This window comes from Larkinella sp. VNQ87 (assembly GCF_049445795.1).
Classification (GTDB): domain Bacteria; phylum Bacteroidota; class Bacteroidia; order Cytophagales; family Spirosomataceae; genus Larkinella.
Map to the genome: position 1 here is coordinate 1 of NZ_JBMSDT010000017.1, position 19914 is coordinate 19914.

The 19914-nt window shown below is 54.7% G+C and carries 15 protein-coding genes; 7 read left to right on the forward strand and 8 right to left on the reverse strand.

Features of this window, described 5'->3' with window-relative positions; translation table 11 throughout:
- Positions 1-263 precede the first annotated feature (263 nt).
- Positions 264-815 (reverse strand): RNA polymerase sigma factor, encoded by a 552-nt coding sequence (locus tag ACO2Q8_RS25175; RefSeq protein WP_423347652.1) that lies wholly within the window; start codon positions 813-815, stop codon positions 264-266.
- 182 nt (positions 816-997) lie between these two features.
- Complete coding sequence (locus tag ACO2Q8_RS25180; protein ID WP_423347653.1) at positions 998-1822, reverse strand: serine O-acetyltransferase; 825 nt, start codon at positions 1820-1822, stop codon at positions 998-1000.
- A 294-nt stretch (positions 1823-2116) separates the two neighbouring features.
- Here ACO2Q8_RS25180 and ACO2Q8_RS25185 point away from each other — a divergent pair, with 294 nt between their 5' ends.
- The 4 genes from ACO2Q8_RS25185 (at position 2117) to ACO2Q8_RS25200 (ending at position 5981) form a co-directional block, all read left to right on the forward strand.
- Positions 2117-3337, forward strand: a complete 1221-nt coding sequence (locus ACO2Q8_RS25185) for a PQQ-dependent sugar dehydrogenase (RefSeq protein WP_423347654.1) — start codon at positions 2117-2119, stop codon at positions 3335-3337.
- Positions 3338-3444: 107 nt separating this feature from the next.
- Positions 3445-3921: a methylated-DNA--[protein]-cysteine S-methyltransferase gene (locus ACO2Q8_RS25190; protein ID WP_423347655.1), complete on the forward strand. Its 477-nt coding sequence runs from the start codon at positions 3445-3447 to the stop codon at positions 3919-3921.
- Between the two features lie 128 nt (positions 3922-4049).
- Positions 4050-4928: an alpha/beta fold hydrolase gene (locus ACO2Q8_RS25195; RefSeq protein ID WP_423347656.1), complete on the forward strand. Its 879-nt coding sequence runs from the start codon at positions 4050-4052 to the stop codon at positions 4926-4928.
- A gap of 90 nt (positions 4929-5018) precedes the next feature.
- Positions 5019-5981, forward strand: a complete 963-nt coding sequence (locus ACO2Q8_RS25200) for a threonine ammonia-lyase (RefSeq protein ID WP_423347657.1) — start codon at positions 5019-5021, stop codon at positions 5979-5981.
- A 232-nt stretch (positions 5982-6213) separates the two neighbouring features.
- Here the strand turns inward: ACO2Q8_RS25200 and ACO2Q8_RS25205 are convergent, their stop codons facing one another.
- Together ACO2Q8_RS25205 and ACO2Q8_RS25210 are read right to left on the reverse strand one after the other, a co-directional pair.
- A complete protein-coding gene (locus ACO2Q8_RS25205; protein ID WP_423347658.1) occupies positions 6214-7452 on the reverse strand; it encodes a PQQ-dependent sugar dehydrogenase in 1239 nt (412 codons plus the stop codon).
- 124 nt (positions 7453-7576) lie between these two features.
- Positions 7577-7753, reverse strand: a complete 177-nt coding sequence (locus ACO2Q8_RS25210) for a PEP-utilizing enzyme (protein WP_423347781.1) — start codon at positions 7751-7753, stop codon at positions 7577-7579.
- Positions 7754-7883: 130 nt separating this feature from the next.
- Here ACO2Q8_RS25210 and ACO2Q8_RS25215 point away from each other — a divergent pair, with 130 nt between their 5' ends.
- The 3 genes from ACO2Q8_RS25215 to ACO2Q8_RS25225 all read left to right on the forward strand — a co-directional run bounded on the left by ACO2Q8_RS25215 (position 7884) and on the right by ACO2Q8_RS25225 (position 13106).
- Positions 7884-8720 carry a GNAT family N-acetyltransferase gene (locus ACO2Q8_RS25215; RefSeq protein WP_423347659.1) on the forward strand — a complete coding sequence of 279 codons (837 nt, stop codon included), beginning with the start codon at positions 7884-7886 and terminating at the stop codon, positions 8718-8720.
- A gap of 56 nt (positions 8721-8776) precedes the next feature.
- On the forward strand, positions 8777-10195 hold the full coding sequence (locus tag ACO2Q8_RS25220; protein WP_423347660.1) for a hypothetical protein: 1419 nt from the start codon (positions 8777-8779) through the stop codon (positions 10193-10195).
- A gap of 79 nt (positions 10196-10274) precedes the next feature.
- The gene (locus tag ACO2Q8_RS25225) at positions 10275-13106 is read left to right on the forward strand and encodes a helix-turn-helix transcriptional regulator (RefSeq protein ID WP_423347661.1); all 2832 of its coding nucleotides are present in this window, start codon (positions 10275-10277) and stop codon (positions 13104-13106) included.
- A gap of 9 nt (positions 13107-13115) precedes the next feature.
- Here the strand turns inward: ACO2Q8_RS25225 and ACO2Q8_RS25230 are convergent, their stop codons facing one another.
- From ACO2Q8_RS25230 to ACO2Q8_RS25245, 4 genes are all read right to left on the reverse strand, one after another.
- Positions 13116-13508: a response regulator gene (locus ACO2Q8_RS25230; protein WP_423347662.1), complete on the reverse strand. Its 393-nt coding sequence runs from the start codon at positions 13506-13508 to the stop codon at positions 13116-13118.
- A gap of 789 nt (positions 13509-14297) precedes the next feature.
- The gene (locus ACO2Q8_RS25235; RefSeq protein WP_423347663.1) at positions 14298-17441 is read right to left on the reverse strand and encodes an efflux RND transporter permease subunit; all 3144 of its coding nucleotides are present in this window, start codon (positions 17439-17441) and stop codon (positions 14298-14300) included.
- A gap of 86 nt (positions 17442-17527) precedes the next feature.
- Positions 17528-18610 (reverse strand): efflux RND transporter periplasmic adaptor subunit, encoded by a 1083-nt coding sequence (locus tag ACO2Q8_RS25240; RefSeq protein WP_423347664.1) that lies wholly within the window; start codon positions 18608-18610, stop codon positions 17528-17530.
- 8 nt (positions 18611-18618) lie between these two features.
- Positions 18619-19863: a TolC family protein gene (locus ACO2Q8_RS25245; RefSeq protein WP_423347782.1), complete on the reverse strand. Its 1245-nt coding sequence runs from the start codon at positions 19861-19863 to the stop codon at positions 18619-18621.
- Between the last annotated feature and the right edge of the window lie 51 nt (positions 19864-19914).

Here is a 19914-nt window from a genome sequence, read left to right on the forward strand (position 1 = left end):
CGCCCCCACTTAGGCTACCGCAACATGGGACGCAGGCCCATTGAAACCGTCGAGCAGTTTTGCACTCAGCAAACAAATATCAAAAGTAAGATTGTCAAACAAGAAAGTTAAGAGTACATTTTAAACAAAAAGATGACAAGTGGCCAAAATACACGCCTGAACCAGGGCTCCATTTCGGCGTTAACTTCTAGTCATCCAGCCGTGGATTAACAGAATTTTGTGCAAAAGCGCTCTACTGTAAACACCCGCACTCCCGTTTTTTTCTAGCCAATTTCCGACGCCCGCCGGAGTTGCTGAATGCACTTGTATTTCTGATTCACGGCGGTATGCCGGTTTTTCCAGCCCATCGTCACCATCAGATGGTCAATGGGTTCCTGCGAGAAGTAAATGGATTGGATCACCTGCTGGCAATGGCCGGTAATTCGGGCCATCCAGGCGCTTAGTCGCTCGGCCTGAATTTCGGCGGGTGTCGATTCGGCGGACACAACCTCCTGGCTTTCCTGCAAAGCAATCAGTTGGTCGTCAGACACAACCACCAGCTTTTCATCCCGCAGCTTTTTCAGCCAAAGATTCTTTGCGATTGAAAAGAGAAAGGTTTTGAGCGTAGCTGTCAACCGGAAATCGGCCGACGTTATTTTTTGATGAAGCAAAATAACCGCTTCCTGAAAAATATCTTCGGCATCGCCTTCGCTGCCCTGGTTGCGCTGGACAAACCGGGCCACCGACGGATAGTACTGTTGGTAGACCCATTCATAGGCCCAGGCATCCCCCGCCCGTAACGCTTCCAGCAAACTGTGATCACATACGCACTTCATGGTACGAACGTTTTTCCCTTTATACCACGAAGACGCAGAGAATCACCCACAAATTCCGGAAAAAAAATTACGGTTTTCAGTTTACAGCTTACGGTTTACTCAGGAGACTTAACCTAAACACCTCATTGCCAAAAATTTGTCTCAACAACTATAAACTAAAAACCGTAAACCGTAAACTTTTTTCACGATTCAGCCGCCAGCGAGCGGACTTCGATCTGGCTCGTGTGGTACACCAGCGAATACGGTTCGACGCTCTGGGTCAGCCAGACGTTCCCGCCGATGATCGAATCGTGGCCCACTACGGTTCGGCCACCCAGGATCGTTGCGTTGGCGTAGATAATGACGTTGTCCTCGATGGTCGGGTGCCGCTTTTTCGACGCCATCGACTTGGCGACGTTCGTCGCGCCCAGCGTCACGCCCTGGTAGATCTTGACATTGGAACCGATCACGGCGGTTTCCCCGATCACCACACCCGTGCCGTGGTCGACAAAGAACGAGGACCCAATCTGGGCGTTGGGGTGAATGTCGATACCGGTGTACCCGTGGGCGTACTCGGTCATCATCCGGGGCAGGAGCGGCACTTGCAGGTCGGTCAAAACGTGGGCAATCCGGTACACCGCAATGGCGTAAAAACCGGGGTAAATCGCGATGACTTCTTCGACCCCCGCAGCCGCCGGATCAAAAGCGGCAATGGCTTGAGCATCAAGCCACAATTCATCGTAGGTACCCGGCAAGCGGTCGAAAAACCGCTCCGCCGTCGTTTCGTTGTCGGCGGGCAGGTGCTCTTCCAGCGGTTTCAGCAAACAGCTCAATTGACGGTTTAGCTCCCGGTAGGTATCGGCCGTACTGTTGACAAACACGCGACAATCCTGGGTAATCGGAAACAGAAACCGAATCAGGTTGTCGATAAACCGGCCGACATCGGGTTTGGAAGGCAACCGATACCGAAAACCGGCGTTCTGGGTAGCCATGCGTTCAAAGAAATGTTGCTGTTCGGAAGGAGTCATGGAGTGGCTCTCGTAAAGTCTACGGATAAAATCAAGTCGATCGGATACTACCAGTTTTTGGCAAAAAAAATCCTTCTTGCGAAGGAGACATGAGCATCGAAAACGACCGTAGATCACCCTCCCCAATTCGAGGAAAGACAACAACAGCCGCTTATTTGCTTCAAATGTAACATTAGCACCAAATATCCCGTTAATTCACTGAAAAAGAAACAAAAACAGGGCCAAAAAGTTCGCCACTCCCTTTTGGCAAAACGCTTGCACATGACGAAAATAACGAACTTCATCCACACTACGATGACTTACCTCAAAAAAACGGCTGCTACCCTGGCGGGCTCCCTGGCTGCAACGGTCGGCTTTGCCTTTTTGGTGTCGATGGCCTGCCAGTCGGGCTCCGACGCCGAGGACGAGTCGACCCAAGCCATCAATCCGGGTACGACCGCACCCGCAGCTATTTCCCTGCAAAATGCCTTTCCCAGTCTGACCTTCAAACAACCCGTTGAGCTTACGCACGCGGGCGACGGTACCAACCGCCTGTTTGTAATCGAACAGGAAGGCCGGATTCGCGTTTTCGAAAATAATGCGTCGACTAAAACCGCCGAGACCTATCTCGACATTGCCAATAAAGTAGCATCAGGTGGCGAAATGGGCTTGCTGGGGCTGGCATTCCACCCCGATTTTAAACAGAACGGTTATTTTTTCGTCAACTACACCAAAAACAACCCGCGTGAAACCGTGATTGCCCGGTTCAAAGCCGATCCGACGGCCAACCGCGTCGACCCGGCTACGGAAACCGTGTTGCTGAAATTTGAACAGCCTTACGCCAATCACAACGGCGGAAAAATCGCGTTCGGCCCCGATGGCTTCCTGTACATTGCCACTGGCGACGGCGGCAGCGGGGGCGATCCGCAGAACAACAGCCAGAACCTGAAAAGTTACCTGGGAAAAATGCTGCGCATCGACGTCAACAAAACTGACAAGGGGAATTACGGCATTCCGGCCGACAACCCGTTTGCCAGCAACGCCGATGCAATGCCCGAAATTTATGCCTACGGCCTGCGGAACCCCTGGCGGTTTAGCTTCGATGCCGAAACCGGTTTGCTCTGGGCGGGTGACGTGGGGCAGAATTCGCTGGAAGAAATTGACATTATCAAAAAAGGAGGCAACTACGGCTGGCGGCTGAAAGAAGGCCAGGAGTGCTACAACCCGAGAAATGATTGCAACCGGGGGCAACTCATCGACCCCATTCACCAGTACCCGCGCGACGAAGGCATTTCGGTGACGGGTGGCGTCGTGTACCGGGGCAGCGCCCTGCCCGAACTGAAAGGAAAATACCTGTACGCTGATTTTGGCTCGGGCCGGGTTTGGGCCCTGAGCGTTAACGGCGAACAAAAAACCGGCAACCAGATGCTGGCCCGCGACGGTGGTCCGGTGTCGGCTTTTGGCGAAGATGCCAACCGGGAAGTGTATCTGCTCGATCACACGACCGGAACCATCAAACGGTTTGCAGCCAGATAATCACTTTTGAGAACAGGGTTTTGATCACAGACAGATTCCGGATGGAGTCTGTCTTTTTTGATTTTATTTTCTGTAGATTGGTGCAAGGAATGTCAAGCGGATCTGCCATGTACACGACATCGATTCATACGCCGGTTGGTTTCGCTGTCATCAGCGGAAATGAAGATGGAATCACGAGTGTCCGGTGCAGCGACGACCCCGTGCCGGAATCGCCTTTTGTTCCGACCATCCTGCACCGCTGTGCGCGACAACTGGAAGAATACTTTGAAAACCGCCGACGGTCGTTCAATCTCCCCTTACACCCGCACGGCACCCCGTTTCAGCGGGCCGTCTGGCAGATGCTGGCCGAGGTTCCCTACGGAAAAACCATGTCGTACATGGAACTCACCCGGCGGCTGGGCGACGAAAAAGCGATCCGGGCCGTAGCGGCTGCCAATGGCAAAAACCCGATCTGGATCATCATTCCCTGCCACCGCATCATCGGTTCCAACGGCGATTTGACGGGCTACGCGGGTGGTCTGGGCCGCAAAAAGTGGCTGCTTGAGCACGAACAGATTGCGAATGGGCAGTTAAGCCTGTTTTAAGTTTACGGTTTTCGGTATACGGTTTTCTGTGGCCACGGCGTTCCCTAAAAAAGCAAATAAGGATAGGTGCGGAACGCTGGAAACCGGAAAACCGCATGCCGTAAATCATCAACCCGTCTTTAGTTTTCGTGAAAGTCATCAACAGTTTTCTGCTTTTACTGCTCCTTGTAAGCCTCAGCGGTTGTTTTCGGCGCTGGCGGATGAACGACCGGCAAATCCGGGAACACTTTGCCAGCCGCCCGGCCAAGCCGACTTTTTTTACGGTTGAAAACGACAGCCTGAAATTATTCGTGGCCAGCATCGGGTCCGACACATTGCCGCCCCTGCTGCTGATTCACGGAGCACCGGGCTCGTGGTACGGTTACCTGCGCATGTTCGACGACAGCCTGCTCTACAGCCGGTTTCACATTTTGTCGGTCGACCGGCCGGGCTACGGGAAATCGCGAAAAGGACGCAAAGCCATTACCTCCATCACGCAACAGGCCCAGTGGATTGCCCACGCCCTGAACCTGAATCATTCCGGCAAACCGGCCATCGTGCTGGGTCGCTCGTTCGGCTCACCGGTAGCCGCACGGCTAGCCATGTTGTATCCGAGTCGAGTTAAACACCTTTTCCTGATTGCCTCTCCGCTTGATCCCGAAAAAGAAAAGTTTTTCTGGTTTTCCAAATGGGGAAAAATGCCGCCCATCCAGTTGTTTCTGCACCGCCATCTCAACCTGGCCACTGCCGAAAAGTACACCCACGTTCGGGAATTGCGCCAGTTGGAGCCGATGTGGTCGAAGCTGGACGTGCCCGTCACGCTGATGCAGGGCGGGAAAGACTGGCTCGTCGACCCGGCCAACCTGGACTTTGCCAGACAAAAGCTGGCGGGCAAACCGGCGGAGTTTATCTTTCTGCCCGAAGCCGGGCACCTGATTACCAATTCGCACGCGGGCATGGTCAAAAGCCTGATTCTTCAAAAAGCCGGGTATACGTCTCCTCCTATTGAATCCGCATCGGCCAATTGAATAAACCGCCTGATAACGCAGCCGGGCGGAGTTTTTTCGTCTACCTTTCTGCGGGATTCTTACCTTTGCATCCTGAATCCTGCATCATTCATGATTTTGCTCGAAACCATTCAGACCGCCCACGACCGTATCCGGTCTTTCATCCACCGCACGCCCGTATTGACCAACCAAACCATCAATACGCTCAGTGGGGCCGACCTTTATTTCAAACCGGAAAATTTTCAGAAAATTGGCGCTTTCAAAGCCCGGGGTGGGTTGAACGCCATTCTGCAGCTTTCGGAGCAGGAACGCTACCACGGCCGCACGCTGGGACCGGTCACGACGCATTCGTCGGGTAACCACGCCCAGGCGGTAGCGTTTGCGGCCCGGCAGGTGGGAACTAAGGCTTACATTGTCATGCCCCGAACGGCTCCGCAAGTCAAGAAAGACGCCGTGAAAGGCTACGGAGCCGAAGTCATCGAATGCGAACCCACCCTTGAAGCCCGCGAAGCCGGGGTCCTGGAAGTCATCGAGCGCACCGGGGCGGTTTTGATTCATCCGTTCGACGACGATCGGGTAATTGCCGGACAAGCCACAGCCGCTAAGGAATTAATCGAAGACGCCGGTTCGGAATCGTCCTTCGACGTGATCCTGGCGCCGGTCGGTGGGGGTGGTTTGCTGAGTGGCACGGCACTGGTGACACACTACCTGAGCCCGCAAACCCGGGTCATTGCCGGGGAACCGGAAGGGGCCGCCGATGCGATTTTATCGTTCCAAAGTGGCAAGGTTGAAAAAGCGCCCTACATCAAGACCATCGCCGACGGCCTGATGACCAACTTGAGTGAACGAACACTGGGCTACATTCGCGAACACGTTTCCGACATTCTGACGGTGTCGGACGACGAAATCACGGCGGCCATGCGGCTCGTCTGGGAACGGATGAAAATCATCATCGAACCCTCGTGCGCTGTGCCCCTGGCGGCATTGCTCAAGCACAAAGAGCAGTTTGCCGGACAGAAAGTCGGCATCATCCTGACGGGCGGAAATGTCGATCTGGGGAAGCTGCCGTTCTGACGTTTGAGCAAATGGTTTCTGGTTGAGCGGAAACCAGGCGTTTTTTTGACCCCATCGGGGTCGAATGTTTATAGAAAATCCGGCATTCCAGGCATTACACACGTGCCGTAGGTACGCAACCAGGGGCAATGGCGTACCTATGGCACGCGAATAGGCAAGATGACCGTGATTTTCTATAAACATGACGTGCCGCTGGCACTGAAACGGATAGAGTGACCTACTTACGAGTCGGTTACTTTTTAGAAATACGGTAGAGCCGTCCCTGATCGGTCACGGCGTACAGCGCCCCGTCTTTCCCCTGCGTCACATCCCGGAAACGCTGTTGTTCGTCTGCCAGCAACCGCTCCTCGCCAACGACTTTGTTGTTTTCGATCACCAGCCGCACGATGTGCATGCCGCTGAGCGAGCCAATGAACAGGTTGTTTTTCCATTCCGGAATGAGGTCGCCGGTGTAAAAAGTCATGCCGCTGGGCGACACCACCGGATCCCAATAATAAACCGGCTGTTCGAGTCCTTCTTTTTGCTGAATGGCCTGCCCGATTTTGTCCCCGCTGTATTCAATGCCGTACGTGATGGTCGGCCAGCCGTAGTTCTTTCCGGCCTCGATCCGGTTTAGCTCATCGCCCCCGCGCGGTCCAAACTCGTTCTCCCAGAGGTCTCCCGTCTCCGGATGAAAGGCCAGCCCCTGCACGTTGCGATGCCCGTACGAATAGATTTCCGGCCGGGCACCGGCTTTGCCTTCAAACGGATTGCCGGACACCGGTTTTCCATCGGTCGTGATTCGAACTACTTTCCCCAGGCCGGAGTTCAGGTCCTGCGCCTGCGGGCGGGTCACCTTGTCGGAACGCTCCCCGGTGCTGACCAGCAGGTTCCCATCTTTATCAAAAACAATCCGACCGCCGTAATGCAAGTTTCCTTTGTAGGCCGGTGTTGCCCGGTAAATCACCGTAACGCCCTCCATTCGCTTTTCGTCGGCCGACAACTTGCCTTTGGCAACGGCGGTCAGGTTGCCGTCCGGCCGGGGTTCGGAAAACACCCAGTAGACCATCCGATTCTGGTCAAAAGCCGGATCGGGACGAATGCCGAGCAAACCGCCCTGCCCATCGGAGTCAACAGCCGGTATACCGGCAATCGGTTCGCTCAGTTTGCCGTCGGGCGTAACGATTCGCAACGTTCCTCCTTTCTCCGTCACGAGAAACCGGCCATCGGGCAGGCTGGTGATGCCCCAGGGGCTTTTCAGGTTGCTGCTGAGCACTTTTCCTTCGTACGCCGTGCTTGATTTTATGCCTCCAATCCGGGTCTGCCCCGCAAAGGCCGGTTTGTAGGCTGAGTTAGGCTCTTTGGTCTCGACCGGTGCGATCGTACTGTCTCCGCTGGTCGCGCCGGTTTGTTCAGTCGTTTCTGTTTTTTTGTCACAGGACGCCAAGGCAAGTGCTGCGCCCGCCATCACTACAAGAATTCGTTTTGTCATGGTATGTTCCGAATTGGCATTAACGTTTAAGGGTCTACTTACAACTCTTTCCGGGAATGGATCGCCGAAGTAAAACAAAAATGGGCATTATTCCAGTAACTATCCAATCCGGCCCAAAACCGCCTTAGCTTTTTTCCAAAATTTCCACGTACCCAACCGTCCCGTTGACCCGGATGCGCTGGCCGTCCTGAATCAGCCAGGTGGCATAATCTACCCCTACTACCGCCGGAAGTCCGTACCGGTACCCGACAACCCGGATTTCCGGGCAACGGTTTCGTGCATCTGAATGGAGATGTAAGATACTTACTCAAGCGAGTGATCCATTAAACTACCACTACGGTAATATTTCGGCTCACTACGGTAATTTACGCGTTGTACGGCCCTGGCAGACCCCGTAGTTTTGCAACATCCTATCGGAAACAACAAAGAACGTGAACACATTAACAACCAATGACCTGCATCTGACGCTGGAGCAGGCGGATGTTGCTTACTGGCAGGACTACTTCCTGGCCGCCCGTGGGTTTCCGGAAACGGCCCCGTATGTCGACTTCCGATTGTTTGGCGAGGGCGTCGTAGCCGGTTTATTCCGGAACCACGACATCCTGGCTTTTAACCGCTGCCTGGGTTTGGGTCTGTCCGCAGACCCGAATCCGGCACAGGTCGCGGAGGTGAGCGCCTTTTATGAACAGGCCGGTATTCCCCGGTTTTTTGTCCCGGTTTTTCCCGGTTCAGACACCCCAGGCATCCCTTCCAGTCTAGAGCGCGCCGGAATTCTCCCGTACAACCGCTGGGCAAAACTGTTCCGGCACGCCGATCAGCCGCTGCCCGACGGCCGTTCGTCCGCGCTTCGGCTCCGTCCGGCATCGGTCAGTGATCGGGCGGTTTACGCCCACATCATCAGCACGGCTTTTGATTGGCCAGCACCGCTGGGATACTTCTTTGCGGCTATCCTCGGACGGCGGGGCTGGTACCCTTACCTGGCAATGGATGGCGCGAAAACCGTAGCTGTCGGAGCGCTGTACGTTACGGGCGAAATCGGCGTTCTGGCCATCGCAGCCACCTTGCCCGACTACCGAAACCGGGGGGCACAAAACGCCCTGATTCAACACCGCATTCGGCTGGCGCGCGTGCTGGGCTGCCGGTACCTTTCCGTCGAAACGGCTGAGGATAAACCGGATACGCCCTGTCAATCGTACCAAAACCTTCGGAAACACGGTTTTGAACTGGCTTATCTCCGTCCGAATTACCTCAAACGGTTCGCCGATTGATCCGAAAGACCGCTTCTTTTAATCGCCCATTTTTACCCTTTCACTCTTTTACTTTTATGAACAGTAACAACAAATCGAACGTCAATCGCCGGGAAATGATGGGCTCGCTGCTCCTCGCTTCGGGTGCGGCCCTCTCCGAACTTGGTTTTACGCAACCCGGAACTATCCTGAAAGAACGGGGCCGGACCCGCATCGACGGGCTGGCGAACGTACCGAAAGGGCTGGCTGAAGCCGTGAAATTTCCGTTGATCGAAGCCTTGTACGGACGCCGGGCCCGCCGGTTTTCGAAAGGAGCCGAAATACCGGATGGCCCCCTGAAGTACAAATCGAAGCACATTCCCGAACCGCTCACGGACTTGCAGCAACTGCTGGTGTTGACGGCGGCTACCGGCAACACCGGCTGGCACCACCTAATCACTCGCAACGCCAAGTATGCTCCTCACCTGGCTAATTATTCGATGGCGGCCGGGGGGCGGACGTTTCCCTCGTCGGCCGGTTTTCATACAACGGAGTTCTTTTTTACGGACGATACCGGCGTCTATTTTCTGCCGACGCGGGATGCGCCCTCCCTGGTTCGGAAAGCGAACGGCGAGTTTGACCTCAATCACTGGCTGAGTGAACACAAAAAACGAATTGTCAAGCTGCAAAACGGTCGGCTGAACATTCCGGCTGCCGAACCGTACATGGACGGACACAATACCTGGTGCGTCAACGTTCCGGGCAGCACGCTGCTGATTCCGGTGGCCGACGTAGCCCAGCACCTCCTCGCGGGACTGTGTTTTCTGGTCCAGAACGGCTATTGCATCTACGACGACACCAACAACCGGAAGATTGAGGAGTTGGAGAAATTCAAGCACCTCGTCGATATCGAAAATCCGTATCCGCTCAGTTTTATGGAACAACTTTGCCTGACCGAAGCGACAGCCGAGCTTACCACGTCCTGTTACGCCGGCATGCTCATGCTCCAGGCAACGGGGCTGGGCGGCTGGATGTTCGACGGAATCGACCGGTTTAGTTTGCTCGGAGCCAGTGGCAACCCCGCCGTGCCGGGACTCGGTTTCCAATACCGGACGGTCAACAACTCGCCCCTCCCCGACATCACCGGTTTACCCGGCGTCTTCGAAGCGTTTTGTCCGCCGAATTACAAAGACATGCGGGAGGCCACCAGGGCGCTGGTCGAGCGGAAATTCGGTACGGGCGGCCCGTTCCACAAAAATACGCCCGGACCGTGGAAAGAGAGTTCCCGCATCCGATCGAGCGCCCAGTTCCACAGTCCGGAGTTTCAGGAGTGTGTCGCCACGATGGCGCAGTATATTTTCGATACGTTCGGGAAATTTCCCGGCAGCGTTCCGGCGGTTTTCTGCCTGACGTACTTACAGGCCCACCAGCTCGATCTGGACTTCTACGATCACTTTTTTCAGGAAGACAGCTACCTCTACACCCACGCCAACCGTAAAAAGTGGTGGAACACCTGACGGTTTCGTTAACGGTCACAACGGAATGCACAGGAAGATCTATCTTTGCAAATCATCTTGAAAATAAACAGCTTACCGTATGATTGGCCGTTCCGATAGGCTGCGTCAGGTGCAGGATTCCCTTGAAAAAAGCCGGGCGGGTCAGTTACAGGTTCTTTTTGTAGCGGGTCCGGCGGGCATGGGTAAATCAACCCTGATCCAGGCCAGCGTACGGAATGGTCCGTTTTTCGTACTTTCTTACCACTATTTTGAACGGACGGCTTACCCGTATGCCCCTTTTGTCCAGGCGCTCCGGGAAATTCACGCCGGTTTTCCCCTGACTCCCGCTGATCTGACGCTGTATCCGCATCTGGGTCTGCTGCTGCCCGAACTCAAAACCGCCCCGGTCGACACGCACAAAGGCCAACTCACCGACGCCATTGGGGAGGTACTTCTGGCAGTAGCCCGCCAAAAACCGCTGGTGCTGGTCGTCGAAGATTGCCACTGGGCCGACGAAGCCACGCTTGAAATCCTGCCGTCGCTGCTGGGAAGGCTAAGCAATGCTCCGATTACGGTTTTGATCACCTACCGCGACGATGCCGTTCTGCGCGACCATCCACTGATTCGGCTTCGCACCCAGCTCCGGCGTCAACTCAGGCTAACTGAAATCAGTTTGTTGCCCTTCCGGCCGGACGAAACCCGGCAGCTCATTGAGGAAGTTCTCGGTGAACCGCCGAGTCCGGGCCTCTCCGACCTGATTTTTACGCAGACGCAGGGACTGCCTTTTTTTGTCCGCGAACTGGCGCTAGCCCTTCGGCAGAAGAAATTGCTCGTTCAGACAGCGGAAGGGCTGGTTCTGGAAAATCACCAGCAGATCCCCATTCCGGAAACCATCCGGGATATGGTCGCGCTCCAGCTCGATGGCATTCCGGAGAAAAACCGGGAGACGCTCGAACTGGCCGCCCTCGTTGGTCAGGAGTTCAGCCTGGATCTCATCAGCGAATTGTCGGGCGACGATCAGGCCATCGATCAGTTGGTAGCCCAGTCGATTCTGATTTTTAAAGACCAGCAAACCGGCGCTTTCAGCCACGCGCTGGTTCGGGAAGTGATTCGTCAGGACATTTTGTGGTCGCGCCGGAAACACCTGAACCGGTCCATTGCTTTGGCCCTCGAACAACGGGAAACGGCCTCGGAGGTGGTGGGGCAGTTCTGGCTGGAAGCGGGTGAAAAAGGGCGCTCCCGTCAGTCGTTTGCCGATGCCGCCCGCCAGTACTGTCGCCTGTACGCCCACGCCGATGCCGCCCGTACCGCCCACAAAGCCCTGGAACTGTGGCCCAAAGGGCACGAAGAAGGTCATCGACTGGCGTTGTTGCAACAACTCGCCCAGTGCGCTCGTATGGGTGGTCAAACCCACCATTCCATCCTGGCCCTGCGTGAAATACTGGAAAGTCCGCTGGTTCAGGACGATGCGATAAAGCAGGGGGAAACCTACCGTGCACTGGCCATTTCGTATGCCTTGCAGGGAGTGTGGCAACACTACAAGCAATGCCGTCAATCGGCCGCCGAATGTTACGAACAGGCCGGCTCGTGGGCCGAAGCCGCCAAAGACTGGCACGATCTGGCCAATCGCCACATCGACGACCTGAGCCTGAAAACCGCCCTCGATGTGGTCAATCGGTCCGTTCAATGCGCCTTTCAGTCGCAAACCGTCGATCTGCAAGCCAAAACCCTGAGTCTGAAAGGGTACATTCTGGCCATGCTGGGTAACCATCAGGAAGGCGAACAGATTGCCCGGGATGCCATGGCCATGGCCCTGGCCGAAAATCAGGTGGAAGCCTATGCGTATGCGTACCGTAAACTGGCCGGAACGCTGGAATATGCGTCGGATTTCAAAGGATCCATTCAGGCCTATACTACCGCCCTGAATTTCTGTCGGAGCGAAAAACTGGATATTCAGGCACAATTCTGCGTCAACTGCATGTGCTGGGTGCTGTTCCGGCTGGGCGAGTGGAAGCGCTGTCTGGAGCTTTGCCGGGAGTATACTGAAAGCCCCGACAGCAATGAGACATCCCGGGCACTCGGTCATCTAATCATTGGGCTCATTCGGGCCTTTCGGGGTGAGAGCAGAACCGCCCGGCATTGTTTGGATGAAGCCTATCCGCTACTGATTCAATCGAATTTTTATTTGATTGAACCCATGTTACTTTGGGGCCTGGCCGTAACCCACGAGCAAACCGAGCAATCCGATCAGGCCCGGCATCGGTACACCCGCATCCTCGATAACTGGAAGCAAACCCGTGAAGTACACGATATTCTGCCCTGTTTGTGCAGTGCTATCGCCTTTTTCCAAACCTACGGTTTTGAGGAAGAGAGTCATCGGACGATGCAGGTATTGTCGACCATTGCCAACCATACCGGCAATGCCGAAGCGGTGGCAACCCTCTCGTTCGCTCTGGGCGAGACGGCTTCGCGGCAAACCAACTACCGGGAAGCCGATGAACACTATACGCAGGCCGTAAAAGGATTTGCCGATCTATCACTTCCGCTGGAACAGGCTCTGACGCTGTACAAACAGGGGCAATCGCGGCTCAGGGCCGGGGATCGATCCGGCGCTACGGACTTGCTCAGATCGGCCCTGCAACTGGCAAAACACCTGGCCATCCGCCCGTTGGCGGCATCGATAACGGAATGCCTCAATCAGGCTTCAGGAAATACCGCCCCCGGCAAACCCACCGTGCCAACCGGTCTGACCGAGCGCCAGACCGAAATTCTGAGGGCGCTGGTCGATGGGTTATCCAACAAGGAAATTTCGGTAAAACTGAACCTGAGTACGCGAACCATTGACATGCACGTTCGCCACCTGTTCGACCGACTCAACTGCCGGACCCGGGCCGAGGCTGTTCGAAAAGCTTTGGAAGCCGAGTTCATGTAGGCGCGAAGCTTATCCGGCGCACAACCGATGGGTCAACTGCACCAGATCCCGGTAGGTCGTTGGTTTGGCCAACAAGGGGTCCGGCCGGACGTTTTCCCGTTGCAAACCCGGGCTGGTTTCAAATGGCGGTTCGAGCACCACCGTCGGAATAGAACGAAACCGGCTGTTGAGCTTCAACTGTTTCCAGGTCATCACGCCATCCAGCACCGGCATGTTTAAATCCAGCACAATCAGGTCCGGAATATCGTACCCGGCAGTCAGGTGATCAAGGAGTTCCTGCCCATTCGAAAACGTGAAAAGCAAACAGGCCGGATGATTTTTCTGAAACGCCCGCCAAAGCATAAAGCGTTCATCTTCATCGTCGTCGACGAGAAAAATCAATTTGTGTTTGAAAGGCAACATAAAAGGTTCGGGTTAAGTAACCTAGGCAGGTAACAAGATAGCCGGTCCTGCTGACAGGACCGGCTACTCCTTCTACCTAAAACGCTAATAAAGTACTCTTTTTTCGGAGAAAAAGACCAGCAGAGCGTGAAAAAATTGCCTGCTGATCCGTTGGTACACGCCCGGAGGATTCAGCATAGTCCGTTGATTTGGCAACTGGTTCGCCGGGCATCTTCCGGGCTAAAACCCGTGGGTACGGGTTTCCGGTATCGTCCTTTTTCGATTTATCTGCTGCCGACACCACCGCAGGAGTTGCAACCGTTCGGGCGGAGAAAGCCACCCCATCAATTTACGCAACTCCTTGCGAAACAGGCGCCGGTCGAAGTCCACTTTATTCAGTACGCACTGACTGTATTCAAACCACGACATAGCCATACAGGGGGTTATGTTTATGGTACAAAGATGAGAGTCTTCGTTTAGATTCCCGTTAGAGCCCGATTAGAAAAAAATTAAATTTTTCAGTGGAAAAACAAAAAATAGCCGGTTCCTAAAAAAGAACCGGCTATCGGAATCACCTGAAATTAGCAAATTTGTCGCTAAAACCTTCTAATAAACCTGGAGGAGATCAGCGGCAAAAAAAAACGTCACTGCCTTGTTACTACTAACGTCATCCAGTGAATCTTTTTGCCGCTATCTGAGTCAAATCAGTCGCACCTGGAAAACCGGCACGTAGTCAACGTACCGACTGCTCGCCAGTACAAAGGAGGCACGGCTGGATTAGAAAAGGCTTAGAGTCATCTTAGAAAAAAGTTAATTCTGGTCATCAACCGGTTGTAGCGCTGAACGCCAGACTTTTACGCGACCTTCGGACCTATTGTAAAAATACCGGTACAGGATCGGGAAAATTAACAGCGTCAGGATCGTGGCCGTGATGAGTCCGCCGATGACAACAATCGCCAGCGGTTTCTGGGTTTCGGAGCCAATACCGGTCGAAACGGCGGCAGGCAGCAACCCGATGGCCGCCATCAGGGCCGTCATGACAACCGGGCGGATCCGGGTTTGGAGACCCCGCCGGATTGCCTCATCGAGCGGCAAGCGGTCGGCCCGGTTCTGGTTGAAAACCGACACCAGAATCACTCCGTTTTGTACGCAAATCCCAAACAGGGCAATAAAGCCGACACCGGCCGAAATTCCGAAATTCATCCCCGTTGCATGCAGCGCCAGAATCCCGCCAATCAGCGCAAACGGCACATTGAGCAACACCAGCCCCGCATCTTTCACGTTCCCGAAAGTGATAAACAGAATGATGAAGATGGCCGCCAGACTCAGCGGAACCACCTGGCCCAGCCGTTCCGTCGCCCGCACCTGGTTTTCGAACTCGCCGGTCCAGGTAACGGTGTAGCCTTGCGGCATTTTCTTCAGTTTTTGCGCCACCTTCTGCTGGGCTTCGGCAATGGTGCTGCCCAAATCCCGCTCCCGTACGGAAAACTTGACCCCAATAAACCGCTTGTTCAGATCCCGGTAGATAAAGGCCGGACCGGTCGTTTTGCGCAGGGTGGCAATTTCGCTCAGCGGGATTTTGCTGCCGTGCAGCGTCGGCACCATCAACCGCATGATGTCGTCTTCGGTTTTCCGGTATTCCTCGGCGTACCGCAGGCGGATGTCGAAACGCCGTTCGCCTTCGTACAAAATAGAAGCGGTTTTTCCACCGATTGCCATTTCAATGACGGCCTGCGCATCGGCCGTCGAAACGCCGTAGAGCGCCATTTTATGATCATGAAACAACACGCTGATCTCGGGTTGCCCGATGTTGCGCAGAATGCCCACATCCTTAATGCCCGGCACGTCCTTGATGGCCTCAATAACGTCATCGGCCAGTCCGTTGAGCGTATTCAGGTCTTCCCCAAAGATCTTAACCGCGTTGGATGCGTTCATTCCGGCCACAGCCTCGGCCACATTGTCGATGATTGGCTGCGAGTAATTGTAGTTAATGCCCTGAAACTGTTTCAGTTTCTGATCCATTTCCTCAATCAACTCGTCGGTGGAGATTTTCCGCTTCCATTCCTCTTTCGGTTTGAGGTTCACCTGCATCTGGACGTAGTAAAACCCCGAGGGGTCGGTCCCGTCGTTGGAACGGCCGGTTTGCGACAACACGCCGTTTACTTCCGGGAACTCCATCAGTTTTTTCCGCAAGACGCGCACCATCCCGGTCGTCTCCCGGAGTGACGAGCTCATCGGCAATTTGGCTTCGACCCACAACGCACCCTCGTTCAGTTGCGGCAAAAACTCCGTCCCGAGCAGGGTGGCCGAGAAAAAGGTCAGCCCCAGAAAAACCGATGCCATCAGAAAACTCAGCCGTTTGCGGGCGTAACACCAGTTGAAGGCGGCCGTAATCGAGCGTTCGAAAAACCGAACGATGAAGTTATTTTTCTCCCGCACATTCTTTTTCAGCAGAATCGAACACAACACCGGCACGAGCGTCAGCGTAAACAGCAAGGCCCCGAGCAAAGCAAAACCCAAGGTCCAGGCCAGCGGAGAAAACATTTTCCCCTCCACTTTCTGAAATGAAAAGATCGGCAGCAGGGCCGTAATGATGATCAGTTTGGAAAAGAAAACCGCCTTGCCCAGTTCGCCCCCGGTTTTCTTGATGAGCCCGAGCTTGCTCATTTGGCTGAAGCGCGCCATTCCCTTCTTGTGCGCCAAATGATCGAGCGACACAAAAATTCCTTCCACCATGACGACGGCCCCGTCGATGATGATTCCGAAATCAATCGCTCCCATCGAGAGCAAATTGGCCGACATACCCCGCAAACGGAGGCATATAAACGCAAACAGCAGGGCCAGCGGAATGATGATCGAGACAATGACCGTTGTCCGCCAGTCGGCCATGAACAGAAAGACGATCACCGTCACCAGAATGATGCCTTCCGTCAGGTTGTGCATGACGGTCCGGGTACAGAAGGCAATCAGGTTATCCCGGTCGTAAAAGGTAACCATTCGCACGTTGGCGGGTAAAACCCGGGTGTTCAACTCTTCGATTTTTGCCTTCACCCGTTCCAGCACATCGCTCGGGTTTTCGCCTTTGCGCATGACCACGATGCCTTCCACCACATCGTCGTTGTCATTGAGCCCGACCTGGCCCACCCGGGGCAGGCTGGATTCGGCGACCTCGGCTACGTTCCGCACCAAAACCGGATTGCCCTTCAGCTCCTCAATGATGATGTTCTCGATATCGGCAATGGAGGTCAGCAACCCGACTCCCCGCACCACATAAGCCTGCCCGTTTCGCTCGATGACATCGCCCCCCACGTTGATGTTACTACGAGCCACGGCCTGGTAAACTTCCAACGGCGTCAGGTCGTACTTGGCCAGTTGCGTAGGATTCACGCGCACCTCGTAGATTTTCTCCTGACCGCCAAAGGCCACCACGTCGGCCACACCCGGTACACTGCGTAATTGCCGATCGATAACCCAGTTCTGCAACGTCAGCAATTCCCGGCTATCCAACCGAGAACTTTGCAGCGTATACCGGAATATCTCGCCCGTCGGGCCGTAGGGTGGCTGCACGTCCGGATCGACGCCTTCCGGCAGCGAAACCGTCCGGAGCTGATTGTTCACCTGTTGCCGGGCAAAGAAGTCTTCAACCTCATCTTCAAAAATAATCTTGATCACCGACAGGCCAAACATGGTCGTCGAGCGAACGTTGGTCTTCCGTTGCACGGAATTCATGGCCACCTCAATAGGCACCGTCACAAACCGTTCGACCTCCTCGGCGCTTCGGCCATTCCATTCCGTTACGACAATAATCTGCGTGTTCGTCACATCCGGAAACGCTTCCAGCGGGGTGTTCAGGTAACTAACCACCCCGGCAATGGACAGTCCGATGGTCAGAAAAAAGATAAAAAACCGGTTTTTCAGCGAAAAGCCGACGATGTTTCGAATGAATTTATTCATGAGAATTGGCAGAGGGCATGGGGCGAAGGGCAGAGGGTTGTTGACACGCTCTTTCTATTGCGGAGCACCCTCTGCCCCATGCCCAATTAGTCGTTCAACGCGTCGTAGACCAGCAGTTGGTTTTTGGAAATTACCGCTTCGCCGGGCTTGATTCCGGCGCTGACATAGGCCACATCCCGCAGAAACTTATGGACCTGCACCTCGCGGGTTTCAATCTCCGAGCGGCTGCGGAACACCATGACGTAGTATTTTGAATTGTCGAATATCACGGCGTTTGAGGGCACGGTGGTCATTTTCTGTCCCTCATCAAAATGGAGCAAAACCGTCGCGTGCATTTCGGGCTTGAGTTTCATGCCCTCATTCCGGAGCCGGATGCGAATCGTCATGGCCTTCGTTTCCGGATTCAGCACACTAAAAATTTTATCGACCCGGCCGTTGAACTGCTGGTCGGGGTAACTTAGCGTCTGAACCTGGGCCGTCATCCCGGCTTTTACCCGACCAATGTCGCTTTCGTTCACATTCGCCAGCACCCAGACTTCGCTGATTTGCCCGACCGTAAACAGGTTGTCGGCGTTGTCGGAGCGGAGTTGCATCTCCCGGTTCACATTTTTCTCAATCACGAACCCGTCGATCGGTGCCCGAACGATGTAGGTCGAGGTCTTGCCTAAACCGTAGATCCGGAAAATTTCCTTGATTCGGTTTAATTCAGCGTGGGCGGCTTCCAACTCCTTTTTCGCCGTAACGACTTCCCGCTGCGAATTGAGCTTGCTTTCGAACAGGTCTTCGGCGACGCTCAGGTTTTTTTGCGCCACCAGCAGATCGGATTGAGCCTGAATCATTTGCCGCTCAAAATCAGCCACTTCGCCCGACCGGATGACGGCCAGTTGCTGGCCTTTGCGGACATAATCACCCAGTTCGACATCGACCTCTTCCACGACACCACCCACCAGCGGAAAGACCTTGATGACTTTGTTTTCATCAGCCGTTACCTTCCCGACCAGCGTTAGCTCACTCCGGACCGGCACGTAGCCCGCCGTGTCGAGCCGGATGCGGTTCATCATCGTATCCGACATCATAAAAGCCTGGGCTTCCTCCGGTTTCGGCTTCTGCTGGCAGGCCGTTACCATTCCCAACACACTGATTACCAAACAACTCGCGACTGCTTTCATCCTGACTTTTAGTTGAATAATTCTTCTCCCACCACGTAATTCAGTTCTTCGTACGCGCTGATTCGGTCGGCCCGGAGCCGGTTCAGTTCCTTGGTGCTTTCATTGTAAGTTTCAATGAGGTCGATGAACTCCAGCAGCGAGATGTTTCGTTTCTGAAAATTGGCAAACAGCCCCTGATTGAGTTGCTCGAACTGCTCCGAAAACCGCGACTCGACCGATTGCACGGTCCGCTCTACCTCCCGTATTTTTTGGACAGCCGCCGTTACTTCCTGATTCACCTGTACGGTTTTCTGGGTTTGAAGCTGCTTCTGATACCCGATCTGGCTGCGGGCCGCTTTGATTGCGCCCTGGTTGCGGTTCAGAAACGGCAGTTCCATCGCCACCGAAACCCCGAGGTAGTTTTGAACATAGCTTCCCGCCTGGTCGTAAACACCGCCCACGCGCAAGTCCGGTACGGCCAGCGCCTTCTGAAGATTGTAGTTTAGTTCGGCCTGCCGGGTCAATGATTGACTGACCTGCACATCGGCCCGCTGACGCAAGGCCCGCTCCCGCAGTGAATCGACCGACTCGGCCGGTAAACGGTACGACCGCAACTGACCATCGTCGACCAGCGGCTGAATGGGTTGTTCCAGGGAGAGCAGCGTTCGCAGAACCTGCTGATTCTCGGTCTGCCGGAGCTGAATTTCCAGCCGGTCGTTATTGAGTTGAAAAAGAAGGGCTTTCAGCCGCAGCAATTCGCGCAGGGAGACATTGTTTTTATCGTACTGTTGCTCAAACGCCGTGACGGTTCCCTGCAGGGTGGTAATTTGCCGGTCATACCGGCTGAGCGTTTGTTGCTGAAAGTAAAGTTCAAAAAACCGGGTTCGCAGTTCGAACCGCAGCGAACGCAGCAGATCGGCAAATTCGTACTGCGTCAGCCGGGCCGACTCCTGGGCGAGTGCAATGCGTTTGTTGCGCTTGCCTGCGGTGTACAGCAATTGATCGACCGCGATGATTTTCTGCCCCTGACGCCCTACATCCAGCACCCGCGCCCGTTCGGGATTGTAGGCGCTCACTTCCAGCGAAACCGACGGATTCTCGTACAGGCTGGCTTGGATGATTTCGGCCTGCCCGGCTTCGATCCGGAACCGCCCCGCCAGCAATAGCAGGTTGTTTTGAACAAAAAGACTGTCGGCCTGCCGCCGACTTAATCGCAGCGAATCCTGCGCAAAACTTAGCAAAGGAAGTAACCAAAAAACCGCAAACAAACGCATCGAAATCAGACCTACTTTTTTCGATGGCAAGATTCGGAAACGCACGTTAGA